This window comes from Agrobacterium sp. S7/73 (genome assembly GCF_019355535.1).
GTDB classification, from domain to species: Bacteria; Pseudomonadota; Alphaproteobacteria; order Rhizobiales; family Rhizobiaceae; genus Agrobacterium; species Agrobacterium tumefaciens.
The window spans coordinates 1,069,699-1,087,162 of record NZ_CP072137.1 but is presented as its reverse complement, the minus strand read 5'-3'; the positions used below and the strand labels follow the sequence as shown (position 1 = coordinate 1,087,162).

The window sequence follows — 17,464 nt, the reverse complement described above, 5'->3', positions numbered from 1 at the left end:
ATCCTCACGCGTGATAGGCAGAATCGGGAATGTCGGTGATGAACATGTGCCCGGGCGCATGGGTAATCGCGAACGGCACGCCGGACGCCATGACTGCAGCCTGAGGCGTCACGCCGCAGGCCCAGAAAACTGGAACCTCGCCGGGTTCGATCCGCACCGCATCACCGAAATCCGGCTTCGCGAGATCCGATATGCCGATTTCTTCCGGCGCGCCGACATGCACGGGCGCACCGTGAACCGCCGGAAAACGTCCTGAAATTGTCGCGGCATCGGCCACGCGCGAAGCCGGGATCGGTCGCATGGAAACGACCATGTTGCCCTTAAATCGGCCGGCCGGCCGGCAGGGGCGGTTGGTCAGATACATCGGAACGTTGCTTTTGTCGGTCATGTGACGGATTTCGATACCCGCTTCGACCATCGGCGTTTCAAAGGTAAAGCTGCAACCGATCAGGAAAGCGACGAGATCGTCACGCTCTGCCCATGCGGCGGTCGCATCCGCCGTTTCCTCGGCAAGTTTGCCGTCCCGCCAGATACGGTAAAGCGGCAGGTCGGTCCTGAGATCGGCACCGGGGGCAAGAAGCGTGGTTGGTGAGCCGGGATCTGAAACATCGAGCACCGGGCAGGGCTTGGGATTACGCTGCGCATAGAGGAGGAAATCGAAGGCCCAGTCGCGCGGCAGCACGATCATGTTGGCCTGCGTGAAACCGGGAGCGATGCCGGAGGTCGGTGCAACGAGGCCGCCACGATAATCGGCGCGGGCCGTCCGGGCGGCATCCGCATTGGTGTGGCTCAGAAAGGATAAGGGTATCGTCATTGGTCGCCCTTTTAGAGGATGGATGCAAAAGAGCGGATTTCGATGCCCTCGGCTTCGAAACGGCGGCGGATTTCCTGGGCGATCGCCACCGCGCCGGGGCTGTCGCCATGCACGCAGATGGATTGTGCTTCGATCTTGATGCTGCTGCCGTCGATGGCTTCGAGTGTTCCTTCGCGGGCAAGCTGCACCATCCGGTCGGCGATTTTGGCAGCGTCGTGCAGTACGGCGCCCGCCTCGCGGCGCGAGACGAGTTGGCCTTCTGGCGTATAGGCGCGGTCAGCGAAGGCTTCCGCGACGACGGCAAGGCCTGCCTTGCGGGCGAGATCGAGGATGGGCGCATTGGCAAGGCCCATCAGCACCAGCGAGGCATCGACGGCCTTTATACCGTCGATGACCGCCTGTCCCTGTTTCGCGTCATTGGCGATGCGGTTGTAAAGCGCGCCATGTGGCTTCACGTAACGCACGGTGGTTCCGGCAGCGGCGGCGACACCCTTCAGTGCACCGATCTGGTAGATGACATCGGCGATCAGCTCTTCGGAGGTCGCATCCAGATCGCGGCGGCCAAAGCCGACGCGGTCCGGGTAGGAAACATGGGCGCCGACGACCACGCCTTTTTCGGCAGCGGCCTTAACGGTCCGGTAGATGCCGGCCGGGTCACCTGCGTGAAATCCGCAGGCGATGTTAGCGCTGGAAACGATGGCAAGCATCGCCTCGTCATCTCCCATGCGCCACGCGCCGTAACTTTCGCCAAGATCGCTGTTGAGATCGATAGCGGCCATGTTTGCCTCCCTTTAGAGCATTTCCAGCAAAAGTGCGTAGCGGTTTTGCGTCGGGAAAATGCGTAATAACAAATATATAGAGCGTTTCCGCTTTTCTCCGAAATGCGGAAACGCTCTAGTTTTTACAGGCCGAGCAGGCCGAAAATGGTGCCGGCGGACTTGTAGCCCATGTACCACGTCAATGCGCATGTCAGAACGCCAAGCCCGAGCAGAATGCGCGAGTAGCGGTGGCCGCCCATCAGGTCTTCGCGCTTCCATGCGGCAAACAGGAAGATGCTGAGGCCGATGGGCAGGATAAGACCGTTCAGGCCGCCAACGAAGACCAGCATGGCGGCGGGCGGCGTCGTGATGAGCAGGTAGCAGACGAGCGAGACAGCGATGAAGATGACCGTCGCCATGTTGCGGGCGCGTTCCGTCATATCCTGCTTGAACACGGGCAGGAACGAGACGGAGGTATACGCCGCGCCGATGACGCTTGTGATGGCCGCAGCCCAGAAGATGATGCCGAATAGGCGGAAGCCGAGATCGCCCGCGGCCGACCGGAAAGCCTGTGCGGCGGGATTGGCGGCCTGGCCCGATGTATCGATGACGACGCCGCTGGCGACAACGCCGAGAATGGCGAGGAACAGCACGTAACGCATGATGCCGGTGACAGCGATGCCGGTCAGAGCGGCGCGGTTGACGGCGGGCAGGTTTTCAATGCCGACCATTCCCCGGTCCAGCAGGCGGTGCGCGCCGGAATAGGTGATGTAGCCGCCAACGGTGCCGCCGACGATGGTGGTGATGGTCGCGAAATTGATTGTGTCCGGCAGGAAGGTCTGGCGGAAGGCATCACCGACCGGCGGCGCGGATACGAATGCAACGTAGAGCGTCAGCACGATCATCAGGATACCGGCGAAAATGATGAACCGGTCGACGGCGAGGCCAGCCCGTTTGGAAACGAAGATGGCGATGGAAAAGATTGCGCTGATGGCGCCGCCGATTTTCGGATCGAGCCCGAAGATGGCGTTCAGGCCGAGGCCTGTGCCGCCAATATTGCCGATATTAAAGAAAAGGCCGCCGATGATGACGAGAATGGCGAGAAGATAGCCGGAGCCCGGAATGGCAGCATTGGCGATGTCGGACGCACGCATGCGCGTCAGCGTTACGATGCGCCAGATGTTGAGCTGAACGAAGAAGTCTATGAGGATGGAAGCAAGAATGCCGAAGGCGAATGCGGCACCAAGCTGCATGGTGAATGTCGCCGTCTGCGTGATGAAGCCGGGACCGATGGCAGATGTTGCCATCAGGAAGATTGCTCCCAGAAGAGATGCACGTTTTGACATTTTGAGATCGGCAGTCGGGGTGAGCTTTTTCTGCTCCATGGATTTTCTCCGCTCCTGTCGCAATCCGCCCCTCGCGGATGCTTTATGCCACCGATCTTGTCTTGTTCCGTGAGATTGTCAATATTGTTCAACAATAAATGATAATCGTTCTTTTATTTTGTCTATTTGTTGGACGTTATGAGTATGAATTCATCACGTTTTTTTGGCGCTTTGCTGAAGCTTTGTGCTATGGGCAATCATGCCGTGTCCGAACATGCCTGTCACGGAATTCCCAACGTTGCATTGCTCTTAAGGAAAGCGCCATGACGGAAACGATAGAGGGTCTGCCGCTTGCGGATCGATTGGCAAAGGGTATTCGCACCCTGCTGATCTCCGGTGAACTGATGCCGGGCCAGCGTCTTTCGGAAGCAGCCTTCAGCGAACGTTTCGAGGTCTCCCGCAATTCGCTGCGTGAAGCCTTTCGTCTCCTGACCAAGGATGGTCTGCTGCGTCACGAGGCCAATCGCGGCGTTTTTGTCGCCGTTCCCACCCTGGCTTCGGTGATTGATATTTACAGGGTGCGGCGCATGGTGGAATGCGGGGCGCTGCGTCAGGCCTGGCACAAGCACCCGGCCATCCGGACAATGCGCACGGCGGTCGATGATGCCAGGATAAAGCGCGACCAGGCAGACTGGTTAGGCGTGGGCAGCGCCAACATGAAGTTCCACGCCGCCGTGGTCGACCTTCTCGACAGCGCTCGTCTCAGCGATTTTTACGAGCGCATTGCCGCTGAGCTCAGGCTTTGTTTCGGCCTGCTGAAAGACCCGGAGCAGCTCCATTCCCCCTTTGTGGACATGAACAGCAAGATCCTGTCACTGATGGAAGAGGGCAAGGCGGCTGAGGCCGGTGACGAGATGGAAATCTATCTCAATCTTTCCGAGCGGACGGTTTTGAAGGCGCTCGAACGGGCGTCCTGAGAAATCAGGCGGAGCGGGATGAAAACGTCCCTTTCACGTCCGCTCCATTTTTATATCGGCGCCTGATTGCCAAGTTTGTTGCGGTGCGTCATCAATGCCGACATGACGCTTCGCGACCTCACCATTCTCGTTATAGACGAAAACGCGATCCGCGCCTCGATCATCGAGGAGGGTCTGCGCGAAGCCGGGTATAATCGCGTGACGCTCATCCATGAGGTGCACGGCGTGGCGCGGACCATCGAGACGCTGCAGCCCGATGTCATCTTCATCGACCTTGAAAATCCCAACCGCGACATGATGGAGCATCTGTTTCAGTTGACACGCACGGTCGGCCGGCCGATCGCCATGTTTGTCGACCGCTCCGATACCGCGTCCATCGAGGCGGCCGTTGAGGCGGGTGTTTCCGCCTATGTCGTTGACGGGCTGAAGAAAGAGCGCGTCAAACCCATCCTCGATATGGCGGTCAGCCGCTTCAACGCTTTCAGCCGTCTGCGACAGGAACTTGCCGAAGCAAAATCGGCGCTTGAGGAGCGCAAGGTCATCGAGCGCGCCAAAGGCATTTTGATGAAAATGCGTGGCCTGTCCGAAGAGGAGGCTTTTGCGCTTCTGCGGCAAACGGCGATGAACGAGAAAAAGAAAATATCCGAGATCGCGCAAAGCGTGGTCACCGCGGCCGGTCTGTTGATGTAACGAACCCGCCGGCAGGACAGTCGAGGAGTGTATGATATGGCGGCACAGGAAAAATCGGCCGGTTCAAAAGCGGGCGCGCCGGCAATTGTTGGCAGCGACCGGCAAAAAATCCTGCGGGCAGGTTTTATTCCTCTTGTCGATGCGTCCGTCCTCATTGCTGCGGCGGAATTCGGCTTTGCCGAGCGCGAAGGCCTGACGCTCGATCTCGTCAAGGATGTTTCCTGGGCGAATGTGCGCGACCGGCTGGCATTCCGGCAATTCGACATTGCCCATATGCTGTCGCCGATGCCCGTTGCCTCCATGCTCGGACTCGGCTCGAACCCTTCGCCGACGATCACGCCGTTTTCACTTGGGCGCGGCGGCAATGCGATAACGCTTTCGACGCGGCTTTTTGCCCGGATGAAGGCGTTGACGGGGCTTTCCGAAACGGCGGGGGCGCTGGAAAATGCGAAGGCCTTAAAGCAGGTGCTTGATGACATGCGAGCGCGGGGCGAAGCTACACCGACGCTCGGCATGACCTATCCGTTTTCCTCGCACAATTACGAATTTCGCTATTGGCTCGCCGCTGGTGGCATTCATCCCGATCACGACGTCAAACTGGTGGTCGTACCACCGCCATTGACGTCGGATGCATTGGCGGCGGGCGCCATCGATGGTTTCTGTGTGGGTGCGCCGTGGAACATCGTTGCCGCCGAGCGCGGTGTGGGCAGGATCGTCGCTGCCAAGCAGGATTTGTGGCCGTCTGCGCCGGAAAAAGTGATCGGGATGCGGCCTGAATGGGCCGAAAGCCAGCAGGAAACGGTCAGCCGGCTGCTGACGGCGCTCGATGCCGCCGCACGTTGGTGCGACCTTGCGGAAAATCACGATGATCTGAGCAGGACACTTGCCGATCCGCGTTATATCGGTGCGCCGCAAAGCATCATCCGCCATGTGCTTGCCGGTGAATTCAACATCGACAGCCAGGGCAATCGCCGGGTCATCGACAAATATTTCCTCTTCCACGGCGGCCATGCCAATTATCCGCGCCAGAGCCAGGCATTGTGGATTTACAGCCAGATGATCCGCTGGGGGCAGACGGAGTTTTCGCAAGGTGGTGTGGAGGCCACCCTGTCCGCTTACCGTCCAGATATTTATCGGGCGGCACTGGGCGATGCCAATGCGCCCGATGATGCCGATATTCGAGTCGAAGGGCAGGAGGCGGGTGACCGGTTCGTGGACGGTTTTGTTTTCGATCCCGCAGACATTGCTGGCTATGTGAATGGCTTTTCCGTGCGCAGTTCTGCCCCGTTTTCCATCTCGCAAGGCGAGGCCTGACAGCCGTCGGCCGGGCAAGCTGCGCAAATTTCAAGCGCGGAATTTATCCATCTGCGCAAACCATAGACAAAATTTCTACTGATTAAAATTTAATCGTCCGATTCAATCTCGTAAATTCCGTTTTTTTCCAAGGCGATAGCTTCCATAAGTAAAACTGGCACGCCTCTTGCGTCTTAGTCTTTGCACTGGTCAACGGCGATCGGGGCGAGCAGGGCGCGGCATAAGCGCTTTCACAGACATAGACGTCGCAAGGTTTTGCTGCCCGGAACACCTCCCGTTCCGAAGGCGCAAACACCGAGCGGCGTTTTTTTTATTTTCAGGTTTTTTCGCAAGCGAACGCGCCACCCATGCGGTGGTCCAATAAGGGGAAGATGCGAATGAAAAAGATATTCTCGGGCGATGTCAGCCGCCGCACCATACTGAAGACGACAGCCACCGCAGCCCTTGTTACCGCCGTGCGCACCGCTTTTCCGTCAGGCGCTTTCGCAGCCACGGCTGAGCCGGAAGTGAAGGGCGCGAAAATCGGCTTCATCGCGCTGACCGACGCCGCCCCGCTTATCATCGCGGCGGAAAAGGGACTGTTCGCCAAGCATGGCATGCCGGATGTCGAGGTTCTCAAACAGGCATCCTGGGGTGCGACACGTGACAATCTCGTGCTCGGCGGCGCATCGAACGGCATTGATGGCGCGCATATCCTGACCCCGATGCCCTATCTCATGCATACCGGCAAGGTGACGCAGAACAACGTGCCTGTGCCGATGGCGCTTATCGCCCGCCTCAATCTCGACAGCCAGGGTATTTCCGTCGCCAAGGAATATGCTGAAACCGGCGTTCAGCTTGACGCGTCCAAGCTGAAGGCAGCTTTCGAGAAGAAGAAGGCAGAAGGCAAGGAAATCAAGGCTGCCATGACATTTCCCGGCGGCACGCATGATCTGTGGATCCGCTATTGGCTGGCCGCCGGCGGCATCGACCCGGACAAGGACGTCTCCACCATCGTCGTTCCGCCGCCGCAGATGGTCGCCAACATGAAGGTCGGCAATATGGACGTCTTCTGTGTGGGCGAACCCTGGAACGAGCAACTCGTCAATCAGGGCATCGGCTTCACTGCCTGTACCACCGGGGAACTCTGGAAAGGGCATCCCGAGAAGGCGCTCGGCATGCGCGCCGACTGGGTGGAAAAGAACCCCAACGCCACCAAGGCATTGCTGATGGCCGTGATGGAGGCCCAGCAATGGTGCGATGAGATGGCGAACAAGGAGGAGATGTCCACGATCCTCGGCAAGCGCCAATGGTTCAACGTGCCACCGAAGGACGTTCTTGGCCGCCTCAAGGGCAATATCAATTACGGCAACGGCCGCGTGCTGGAAAATACCGGTCTGCAGATGAAGTTCTGGCAGGATCACGCGTCCTATCCCTTCCGCAGCCACGACAGCTGGTTCATCACAGAAAACATCCGCTGGGGTAAATTTGCACCCGATACGGACGTGAAGGCGCTGGTTGCTAAGGTCAACCGCGAGGACATCTGGCGTGACGCTGCAAAGGATCTCGGTGTTGCCGATATTCCCGCCTCCACGTCGCGCGGCAAGGAAACCTTCTTCGACGGCAAGGTCTTCGACCCGGAAAACCCGTCGGCCTATCTCGAAAGTCTTTCCATCAAGGCAGCCTCCTGAGGAGGAGACACGGGTGTCGCCCCTCCTCCGCCGGGTTGCCATTTAATGATGGACACCAAAGGCCGGATGAGGGGCGAGACCCTGACCGCAACCGAAATCCAAAGGAAATGCCATGTCCGCATTGGCTCGAAATTTCAAGGAACAGCCGCAGCAACCGGTGGTACAAAAGGCAAACGTCGTGACCCTTCCGCCCAAACATCCCTCGCGGTTCAATCTGCGTAAACTGGGTGCTGCGGCGGCCCGCAATATCATACCGCCATTTGTCGTCCTCGCCGTTCTGCTGGGCGTCTGGCAGGTGCTCTGTTCCGCCCCCGGCTCGTCCCTGCCGCCGCCAAGCCAGGTATTCGAGGAAAGCTACGATCTCATCGTATCGCCGTTCTTCCATAATGGTTCGCAGGATATCGGCCTCGGCTTGCGCGTGCTGGTCTCGCTGGAGCGCGTGGCATACGGTTTCGGCCTTGCGGCCATCGCCGGCATCATTCTCGGTGCGGTCATCGGCCAGTCGGTCTGGGCCATGCGCGGCCTCGACCCGATTTTTCAGGTCCTGCGCACCGTGCCGCCGCTCGCCTGGCTGCCGCTTTCACTTGCCGCCTTTCAGGACAGCAATCCGTCGGCCATTTTCGTGATCTTCATCACCTCCATCTGGCCCGTCATCATCAATACGGCGGTCGGCGTGCGCAACATTCCGCAGGATTATCGCAACGTTGCGAAGGTGCTGCGGCTCAACCAGATCGAATTCTTCTTCAAGATCATGCTGCCGTCGGCCGCGCCTTACATCTTCACCGGTCTGCGCATAGGCATCGGCCTCTCCTGGCTCGCCATCGTGGCGGCGGAAATGCTGACCGGCGGCGTCGGTATCGGCTTCTTCATCTGGGATGCGTGGAACTCCTCGCGCCTGCCCGACATCATCGTGGCGCTCGCTTACATCGGCGTTGTCGGCTTCATGCTCGACAAGCTGGTAGCGGCGCTCGGCAAGGTCATCACCCGCGGCGCTGCGGCCAACTAAAAGGGCGACCATTATGAACGCTTATCTGAAACTCGATCATATCGACAAATATTTCGACAAGGGCGGTTCGCGCGCCGAGGTGCTGAAAGGCATCAACCTGACCATCGGCAAGGGCGAATTCGTCTCGGTCATCGGGCATTCCGGCTGCGGCAAGTCCACCATGCTCAACCTCATCGCCGGGCTGACCAAAGTCTCAGCAGGCGTCGTGCTTCTGGAAAACCGCGAGGTCAACGAACCTGGCCCGGAACGCGCCGTCGTATTCCAGAACCACAGCCTGCTCCCCTGGCTTTCGGTTTATGAAAACGTCAACCTGGCCGTCGCGAAGGTCTTCAGCAGTACCAAGACCAAAGCGGAACGCCACGACTGGGTCATGCGCAATCTGGATCTCGTGCAGATGGCCCATGCCAAGGACAAGAAACCGTCTGAAATTTCCGGTGGCATGAAACAGCGCGTCGGCATCGCCCGGGCGCTCGCCATGGAGCCGAAAATCCTGCTGCTGGACGAGCCTTTCGGCGCACTGGATGCGCTGACTCGCGCCCACCTTCAGGACGCCGTGATGGAAATCCACGCCCGGCTTGGCAACACCATGGTCATGATCACCCACGATGTGGATGAGGCGGTGCTGCTGTCCGACCGTATCGTAATGATGACCAACGGTCCCGCCGCCCATATCGGCGAAGTGCTTGACGTGCCGCTGCCGCGCCCGCGCAACCGCATCGAGCTTGCATCCGACAAGACCTACCTCAAATGCCGCGAGGCCGTGCTGAAGTTCCTTTACGAACGTCACCGCTTCGTCGAAGCTGCGGAGTAACCACTATGGCGCAAAAACTCGTCATCATCGGCAATGGCATGGCGCCGGGGCGCATGCTGGAAAACCTTTTCGAAACCGCCCCCGGCCTCTACGACGTCACCATTTTCAACGCCGAGCCGCGCGTCAATTACGACCGCATCATGCTCTCGCCGGTACTCTCAGGCGAAAAGAGCTATGAAGATATCGTCATCCACAATGACGAATGGTACGCGGCCAACAATGTGACGCTGCACAAGGGCGCCAAGGTCACCGGCATCGACCGCGACAACAAGACCGTAACCAGCGAAAACGGCATCACCGTTTCCTACGACAGGCTGGTGATCGCCACCGGTTCCCTGCCCTTCATCATTCCCGTCCCTGGCCATCAATTGCCGGGCGTTCTCGCCTATCGCGATCTCGACGATGTCACGAAGATGCTTGAAATCGCCGAAGGCAAGGGTCGCGCCATCGTCATCGGCGCCGGCCTTCTGGGTCTGGAAGCAGCTTATGGGCTGAAGCGCCAGGGAATGGACGTCACCGTCATCCATCTGATGCCGACGATCATGGAGCGGCAGCTCGATCCGGCAGCGGCCTATCTTCTGGAAAAGGCGCTGAACGAGCGCGGCATCGACATCATCACCAAGGCCAATACCAAATGCATTCTCGGCGCGGAGAAGGTTGAAGGCATCGAGCTGGAAGACGGTCGCGTCATTAAAGGCGACATGGTGGTGATGGCGGTCGGCATCCGTCCCGCCTCGGGTCTCGCCAAGGAAGCCGGCATCGCCGTCAATCGCGGCATCGTCGTGGATGATGGCATGATGACGTCGGATGCCTCGATATATGCGCTTGGCGAATGCGCCGAGCATCGCGGCATGTGCTACGGGCTGGTCGCGCCGCTTTATGAATCTGCGCGGGTGCTGGCGGACCGGCTTTGCGGCGGTTCAGCCGAGTATCATGGTTCGGTCACCAATACCAAACTGAAGGTCACCGGCATCAACCTGTTTTCCGCCGGCGATTTTGCCGAGGGCGACGACCGCGAGGAAATCGTGCTGCGCGATGCCACCGCCGGTGTCTACAAGCGCCTGATCCTCAAGGAAAATCGCATCATCGGCGCGGTTCTTTACGGCGAGACGGCGGATGGTTCGTGGTTCTTCGACCTGATGAAGAAATCGACCGACATTTCCGCCATGCGCGAAACCCTGATCTTCGGCCAGGCCTATCAGGGAGGGTCCCCGCTGGACCCTATGGCGGCCGTTGCAGCCTTGCCGGATGATGCGGAAATCTGCGGCTGCAACGGCGTCTGCAAGGGCAAGATCACCTCTGTCATCACCTCGAAGGGGCTGACCTCGCTGGATGATGTGCGCGCCCATACCAAGGCATCCGCCTCCTGCGGCAATTGCACCGGCCTTGTCGAACAGCTGATGGCGCTGACGCTTGGCGACAGCTATAATCCCGCTGCCGTGCAGCCCATGTGCAAATGCACAGATCTCGGCCACGATGATGTGCGCCGTCTCATCAAGGCCAAGAGCCTGAAGACCATTCCCGCCGTGATGCAGGAACTGGAATGGAAGACCTCCTGCGGCTGCGCCAAGTGCAGACCGGCGCTCAACTACTATCTCGTTTGCGATTTTCCCGACGAATATGCCGACGACTACCAGTCGCGTTATATCAATGAGCGCGTCCATGCCAATATCCAGAAGGACGGCACCTATTCCGTCGTTCCGCGCATGTGGGGCGGCGTCACATCTTCCTCCGAACTGCGGGCGATTGCGGATGTGGTCGACAAGTTCGAAATCCCGATGGTGAAGGTGACAGGCGGGCAACGCATCGATCTTCTCGGCATCGAGAAGGAGGATTTGCCGGCGGTCTGGGCCGATCTCGGCAAGGCCGGTTTCATTTCCGGCCAGGCCTATGCCAAGGGGCTTCGCACCGTGAAGACCTGCGTTGGAGAACAATGGTGCCGCTTCGGCACGCAGGATTCCACCGGCCTCGGCATCCGCATCGAAAAATTCATGTGGGGCTCATGGACGCCCGCCAAGCTGAAGCTTGCGGTTTCCGGCTGTCCGCGAAACTGCGCTGAGGCGACATGCAAGGATATCGGCGTCATCTGCGTCGATTCCGGTTTCGAAATCCACTTCGCCGGTGCCGCTGGTCTCGATATCAAGGGTACGGAAGTGCTGGGCCTCGTCCATACCGAGGATGAGGCGCTGGAGCATATCGTGGCGTTGACCCAGATGTACCGCGAGCAGGCGCGCTACCTCGAGCGCATCTATAAATGGGCCAAGCGCATCGGTTACGACGAAGTCCGCCGCCAGATCATGGACGATGCCGACAAGCGCCGGGCCTATTTTGACCGCTTCGTCTTCAGCCAGAAATTCGCGCAGGTCGATCCTTGGTCGGAACGTGTGTCCGGCCACGACAAGCACGAATTCAGGCCGATGGCGGCAATCGGTTTCAACGAGGCAGCGGAGTGAGAACGATGGACAGCAACTGGATCGATATTGGCGACATTTCCGACATCCCGCTGCGCGGCGCGCGCTGCGTGAAAACGCCTATGGGCAAGATCGCCGTGTTTCGCACGGCTGAAAATCAGGTCTTCGCCATCGAGGATCATTGCCCGCACAAAGGCGGCCCGCTGTCTCAGGGCATCGTGCACGGGGCTTCGGTGACATGTCCTTTGCACAATTGGGTCATTTCGCTGGAGACCGGCAAGGCGTTGGGGGCGGATGAGGGTGAGGTGAGGACCATTCCTCTCCGCAATCTCGACGGGCGGCTTTCGATTGCGCTCGAAACTTTGATGATTGCGGCGGAGTGATATCAGATGTTGCCGACGATACTCCCCTCTGCCCTGCCGGACATCTCCCCCTCGAGGGGCAAGATCGACAAGTGGCACGCTTCTCGCTTCATCTCTGTTGTCGGAGACGCAAGCTGTAAAATAGAGCCGGTGCCACAATTGATCTACCCCTTTGAGGGGCAGATGTCCGGCAGGGCAGAGGGGGGTAAACGCCACTTGCTCAGGGGGCAAACCCATGCCCGTTGAAACGAAAACCACCTGTCCCTACTGCGGTGTCGGCTGCGGTGTCATCGCCACCGTTGCCGATGACGGCATCGTTTCCTTCAAAGGCGATCCAGACCACCCAGCCAACTTCGGTCGGCTGTGTTCCAAGGGTTCGGCTCTGGCCGAGACCATCGACCTCGACGGACGGCTGCTCCATCCCGAAATCCACGGAAAGCGAGTGGCATGGGACGAAGCGCTTCAACTCGTTGCTTCAAGATTTTCCGAGGCCATTTCCGAGCACGGCCCGGATTCGGTGGCCTTTTACGTTTCCGGCCAATTGCTGACGGAGGATTATTACCTCGCCAACAAGCTGATGAAGGGTTTCATCGGATCGGCCAATATCGATACGAATTCACGGCTTTGCATGTCGTCTTCGGTCGCCGGCCATCGCCGCGCCTTCGGGGCCGATACGGTGCCCGGCACCTATGAGGATATGGAGCTTGCCGATCTGGTAATCCTCACCGGATCCAATCTCGCCTGGTGTCATCCCGTCCTCTATCAACGGCTTGCTGCCGCAAAGGCGGCGCGGCCGGACATGAAGGTGGTGGTCATCGATCCGCGCCGGACGATGAGCGCAGATATTGCCGATATGCACCTCGCCATCCGCCCGGATGGAGATGTGGCGCTGTTTACCGGTCTTCTGGCCCATCTTTCCGGCAGTTCCGCGTTCGATAGTGCTTATGTTGGAAACCACACTGTCGGCCTCGATGCCGCGATGCAGGCAGCGACCGGGCACAGCCTGCCGGAGATTGCCGACAAGACCGGTCTGACAATCGCGGAACTGATTTCCTTTTACGAATTGTTCGAACGCACGCAAAAAACCGTCACCTGCTACAGTCAGGGCGTCAACCAGTCGCAAAGCGGCACCGACAAGGTCAACGCCATCATCAATTGCCACCTCGCCACAGGCCGCATCGGCCGGCCGGGCATGGGGCCGTTTTCGCTGACCGGCCAGCCCAACGCCATGGGCGGACGCGAGGTGGGCGGGCTTGCCAATATGCTGGCGGCCCATATGGCCATCGAGAACGCTGAAGACCGCGACCGCGTGCAGCGCTTCTGGGCCTCGCCGGCGATTGCGCAGAAGCCTGGCCTCAAGGCCGTGGATATGTTCCGGGCAGTTGCCGATGGCCGCATCAAGGCGCTGTGGATCATGGCAACCAACCCCGTCGTTTCCATGCCGGATGCCGGTGCCGTCGAGGCGGCGATCAAGGCCTGTCCCTTTGTCGTGGTGTCCGATGTCATCGCCAATACCGATACCGCCCGCCACGCTCATGTGCTGTTGCCATCGCTCGGCTGGGGTGAAAAGGACGGCACGGTCACCAATTCCGAACGACGTATTTCCCGCCAGCGCGGTTTTCTTGACGCGCCCGGCGAAGCAAAGGCCGACTGGTGGCAATTCGCCGAAGTTGGACGGCGCATGGGTTTTGACGCCGCCTTCGGCTACCGGCAACCTTCTGAGGTTTTCGCCGAGCATGCCGCTCTCTCCGGCTTCGAGAACGCCGGAAGCCGCGATTTCGATATCGGCGGGATCGACCGTGATTCCTACGATACGATGACACCGTTTCAATGGCCAAAAGCCGAACCCGGTGAAGCCGCCACGACCCGCTTTTTCGCGGATGGCCGCTTTTTCCATGCGGATAGCAAGGCCCGCTTCATCGCCACGGCACTGCCGGAGACCGGCAGGACATCGGCGGACTACCCGCTGACGCTGAACACCGGCCGCATCCGCGACCAATGGCACACCATGACCCGTACCGGCAAAAGCGCGCGGCTCACTGCCCATATCGCTGAACCCTTTGCCGAACTTCACCCGCGCGATGCACAGTTGCTGGGAATCGAAAGCGCCGATCTGGTGGAGATTGAAAGCCCGCACGGCAAGGTCCTGCTGCGGGCTCTGGTCAGCGAGAGGCAGGCACGGGGAGCTGTGTTTGCGCCGATGCACTGGAACGACCAGTTCGCCTCGCAGGCCCGCATCGATATGCTCGTGCCAGCGGTCACGGACCCACATTCCGGCCAGCCCGCTTCGAAGAATGTCGGCGTGAGTGCACGACGTTTTGTAGCGAAAGCCTATGGATTTGCGATTGCCCGCACCCGGCCTGATGCGCCGGGCTGCGCCTATTGGGCAGTTGCGAAGGCGGATGGCGGCTACCGCATGGAGCTTGCCTTCGAGGAACAGCCGCAGGACTGGACGCTCTGGGCGCGACAGGTTTTCGGCATCGATATCAGGGTTGAGCCTCTGGGTTACAGTGACCGGCAGACGGGCAATCTGCGGCTTGCTTTCTTCGACGGTGATACCCTGCTGGCAGCGCTGTTCGTCGCCAGAGAGCCGGTGGCCGTTGCCCGCAACTGGGCGATTTCACAGCTGAACGAACGCCATGAGGATTTGCGCATGCGTTTTGCGCTAGTCGCCGGGCGTCCCGGCGCCGGCCGCGCCGATCCGGGGGCGACGGTCTGCTCCTGCTTCAATGTCGGGGTCAACCAGATCACGGCCGCCATCCGCAATGGCTGCCACAGCGTCGAAGCCATAGGTGCTGCGTTGAATGCCGGAACCAATTGCGGCTCCTGCCGCGCCGAGATCAGGGGGATCATCGATGGATGCCTTAAAACCGCAGCGGAATGAACCGAACCGCATGGAGAAGCTCGCCAAGTTGCCGGTCTTCTGGGGGCTTGAGGGCAAGCGCGTGGTGCTGGCGGGCGGATCGGATGGGGCCGCATGGAAAGCGGAGCTACTGCTTGCCTGCGGGGCGGAACTTCACCTCTATTGCGAGGAAAGCGAGCTTTCGGAATGCTTTAAGGCGCTCGTCTCGACAAGCCAGATGCTGACATGGCATGACCGTTCCTGGGGTCCGGATAGTTTCAAAGGCGCGGAACTGGCGCTGGCGGATTGTGAAACCGACGAAGAGGCGGGACGATTTTACAATGCCGCGCGCTCAGCCGGCGTGCCTGTCAATGTCATCGACAAGCCGGAATTCTGCCAGTTCCAGTTTGGCTCCATCGTCAATCGTTCGCCGGTGGTGGTGTCGATCTCCACCGATGGCGCCGCACCCATTCTGGCGCAGGCCATTCGCCGGCGCATCGAGACTTTGCTGCCGCTCGCTCTCAAGGATTGGGGCGCGCTTGCCCAGACCATCCGAGAGCGGGTCAATATACGCCTCGCGCCCGGCCCGGCGCGGCGTTCATTCTGGGAGAAATTTGTCGACCGGGCGTTTACCGAAAGGCTGGATGAGGGCAGCGAAGAAAGGCTGCTGACAGACATCGGCGCGCAGGCAGGTCGGAAAGGATCGGCACGCGGCCTTGTGACGCTGGTCGGTGCCGGACCGGGCGATGCCGAGCTGCTGACGCTGAAAGCGGTACGCGCCCTGCAGGCGGCGGATGTCATTCTGTTTGACGATCTCGTTTCATCCGAGGTGCTGGAACTGGCGCGGCGGGAAGCGAAGCGCATGCTGGTTGGCAAGCGCGGCGGCCGGGAAAGCTGCAAGCAGGAAGATATTAACGACATGATGATCCGCCTTGCCAAGGCCGGCAAAAGGGTAGTGCGGCTGAAATCCGGCGATCCGATGATTTTCGGACGCGCCGGCGAGGAGATCGCAGCGCTGGAGGCTGAAAACATCCCGGTCGAAATCGTACCCGGCATCACCGCGGCAAGCGCCATGGCTTCGCGGCTCGGCGTTTCCCTCACCCACCGCGATCACGCCCAGTCGGTCCGCTTCGTCACCGGGCACTCCAGACAGGGCAAGCTGCCGGAGAATATAGACTGGCAGTCCCTGTCGAACCCTTCCGTGACCACGGTTTTTTACATGGGCGGGCGAACCGCTGCCAGCATCGAGGAAGCCCTTCTGGCGCATGGCATGCCGGCCTCGACGCCCGTCGCCATCATGATTTCCGTCAGCCGCGAAAATGAGCGGCGCTGGTGCGGTTCGCTTGTGCAACTGGCTGCGGCGGTTGAGCGCCTGGGCGTGAACGAGCCTATATTGATCGGCATCGGTGATGCGTTTGGTGCTGCAATCTCTGCGTTTTCCGAGATCGGCCTGCCGGAGCCGGTCCCGATGTCAATTCAGAAAGCCGGCTAATAATCTTGCTGGTCCGTGCGGATACGTTTTTCGCATACCTCCGCAAGTGGACCTGATCGGCGCCACAAAACCGTCCCTTGACATTGGTTTTTCGTTCGCTCTTCAATAAAACGAAAAAATTGAAAGAGGAGGGAGGGTGAAATGATGCTCACACCGCGTCAGGATGAAATCGTTGCGCTGGCGAAAGCAAGCGGGCGTGTGCTGGTGGACGAGCTGGCCACGCGGTTTTCGGTAACGCCACAGACGATCCGCAAGGACCTCAACGATCTCTGCGATACGCGGGTGCTGACGCGCATCCATGGCGGCGCACTTTTTCCGAGCGGCAACGAAAACGTCAAATACGAGGCACGCCGTGCGATCGCCTCCTCCGAAAAGCAGGCGATCGGCGCCGCTGCCGCTGCCCTCATCCCCAACAACTCCTCGCTTTTCATCAATATAGGTACGACGACCGAGGCGGTGGGCGAAGCGCTGGCGGATCATCACGAGCTGATGGTCATCACCAACAATATTAATGTTGCCAACAGGTTACGGGTTTTTCCGGGCATCGAGGTGGTGATCGCTGGCGGCGTCGTGCGCGGTTCCGATGGCGGCATCGTTGGTGAGGCCGCAGTGGATTTTATCCGCCAGTTCAAGGTCGATTTCGCCGTCATCGGCGTTTCTGCGATTGATGAAGACGGCGCTTTGCTGGATTTCGACTTTCGCGAGGTCAAGGTTGCCCAGGCGATCATGTCCAACGCTCGCCACGTCATTCTTGTATCGGATTCACTGAAATTCGAGCGGACGGCGCCGGTGCGCATCGGCCATCTTTCACAGGTGCACACCTTCATTACCGATCATTGTCCGGTCGATTCGATCCGATCCATCTGTGCCGATCATGACGTCAGGTTGATTGAAACCGAGGTTGGGGAGCCTTGATCCGAACCGCCCTGGAATTTCGTTTGACATTCGTTTTGTCTTCAAATTAGATGTCCGTGCTTTCAATATATCGATGA

At 59.6% G+C, this 17,464-nt stretch carries 14 protein-coding genes; 11 read left to right on the top strand and 3 right to left on the bottom strand.

Annotation, left to right across the window (positions count from 1 at the left end; all coding sequences use genetic code 11):
• Positions 1 to 4: 4 nt before the first annotated feature.
• The 3 genes from J5276_RS19985 to J5276_RS19975 form a co-directional block, all read right to left on the bottom strand.
• On the bottom strand, positions 5 to 814 hold the full coding sequence (locus J5276_RS19985; RefSeq protein WP_003511619.1) for a putative hydro-lyase: 810 nt from the start codon (positions 812 to 814) through the stop codon (positions 5 to 7).
• 11 nt (positions 815 to 825) lie between these two features.
• Entirely contained in the window at positions 826 to 1,593 is a 768-nt protein-coding gene (locus tag J5276_RS19980) for a LamB/YcsF family protein (protein WP_111782997.1), read from the bottom strand.
• 122 nt (positions 1,594 to 1,715) lie between these two features.
• The gene (locus tag J5276_RS19975) at positions 1,716 to 2,957 is read right to left on the bottom strand and encodes an NRAMP family divalent metal transporter (protein ID WP_209159632.1); all 1,242 of its coding nucleotides are present in this window, start codon (positions 2,955 to 2,957) and stop codon (positions 1,716 to 1,718) included.
• 263 nt (positions 2,958 to 3,220) lie between these two features.
• Between J5276_RS19975 and J5276_RS19970 the strand changes: the two genes are divergently transcribed.
• From J5276_RS19970 to J5276_RS19920, 11 genes are all read left to right on the top strand, one after another.
• Positions 3,221 to 3,874: a GntR family transcriptional regulator gene (locus J5276_RS19970; RefSeq protein ID WP_003511611.1), complete on the top strand. Its 654-nt coding sequence runs from the start codon at positions 3,221 to 3,223 to the stop codon at positions 3,872 to 3,874.
• Positions 3,875 to 3,976: 102 nt separating this feature from the next.
• The gene (locus J5276_RS19965; protein WP_003511609.1) at positions 3,977 to 4,564 is read left to right on the top strand and encodes an ANTAR domain-containing response regulator; all 588 of its coding nucleotides are present in this window, start codon (positions 3,977 to 3,979) and stop codon (positions 4,562 to 4,564) included.
• A 36-nt stretch (positions 4,565 to 4,600) separates the two neighbouring features.
• Positions 4,601 to 5,878, top strand: a complete 1,278-nt coding sequence (locus J5276_RS19960; protein WP_112682391.1) for a CmpA/NrtA family ABC transporter substrate-binding protein — start codon at positions 4,601 to 4,603, stop codon at positions 5,876 to 5,878.
• 377 nt (positions 5,879 to 6,255) lie between these two features.
• The gene (locus J5276_RS19955; RefSeq protein ID WP_019564997.1) at positions 6,256 to 7,548 is read left to right on the top strand and encodes a CmpA/NrtA family ABC transporter substrate-binding protein; all 1,293 of its coding nucleotides are present in this window, start codon (positions 6,256 to 6,258) and stop codon (positions 7,546 to 7,548) included.
• Between the two features lie 112 nt (positions 7,549 to 7,660).
• A complete protein-coding gene (gene ntrB, locus J5276_RS19950) occupies positions 7,661 to 8,554 on the top strand; it encodes a nitrate ABC transporter permease (RefSeq protein WP_035199774.1) in 894 nt (297 codons plus the stop codon).
• 13 nt (positions 8,555 to 8,567) lie between these two features.
• Complete coding sequence (locus J5276_RS19945; protein ID WP_003511595.1) at positions 8,568 to 9,365, top strand: ABC transporter ATP-binding protein; 798 nt, start codon at positions 8,568 to 8,570, stop codon at positions 9,363 to 9,365.
• A gap of 5 nt (positions 9,366 to 9,370) precedes the next feature.
• Positions 9,371 to 11,818, top strand: a complete 2,448-nt coding sequence (gene nirB / locus J5276_RS19940; protein ID WP_174012142.1) for a nitrite reductase large subunit NirB — start codon at positions 9,371 to 9,373, stop codon at positions 11,816 to 11,818.
• Positions 11,819 to 11,823: 5 nt separating this feature from the next.
• Positions 11,824 to 12,159: a nitrite reductase small subunit NirD gene (gene nirD / locus J5276_RS19935; RefSeq protein WP_003511593.1), complete on the top strand. Its 336-nt coding sequence runs from the start codon at positions 11,824 to 11,826 to the stop codon at positions 12,157 to 12,159.
• Positions 12,160 to 12,373: 214 nt separating this feature from the next.
• Entirely contained in the window at positions 12,374 to 15,022 is a 2,649-nt protein-coding gene (locus J5276_RS19930; RefSeq protein WP_174012140.1) for a nitrate reductase, read from the top strand.
• Positions 14,994 to 16,472, top strand: coding sequence for a siroheme synthase CysG (gene cysG, locus J5276_RS19925; RefSeq protein WP_003511589.1), 1,479 nt, complete (start codon positions 14,994 to 14,996; stop codon positions 16,470 to 16,472). The genes J5276_RS19930 and cysG overlap by 29 nt, the downstream gene beginning before the upstream one ends.
• Positions 16,473 to 16,613: 141 nt before the next feature.
• On the top strand, positions 16,614 to 17,387 hold the full coding sequence (locus J5276_RS19920; RefSeq protein ID WP_003511588.1) for a DeoR/GlpR family DNA-binding transcription regulator: 774 nt from the start codon (positions 16,614 to 16,616) through the stop codon (positions 17,385 to 17,387).
• The last annotated feature ends 77 nt before the right edge of the window (positions 17,388 to 17,464 follow it).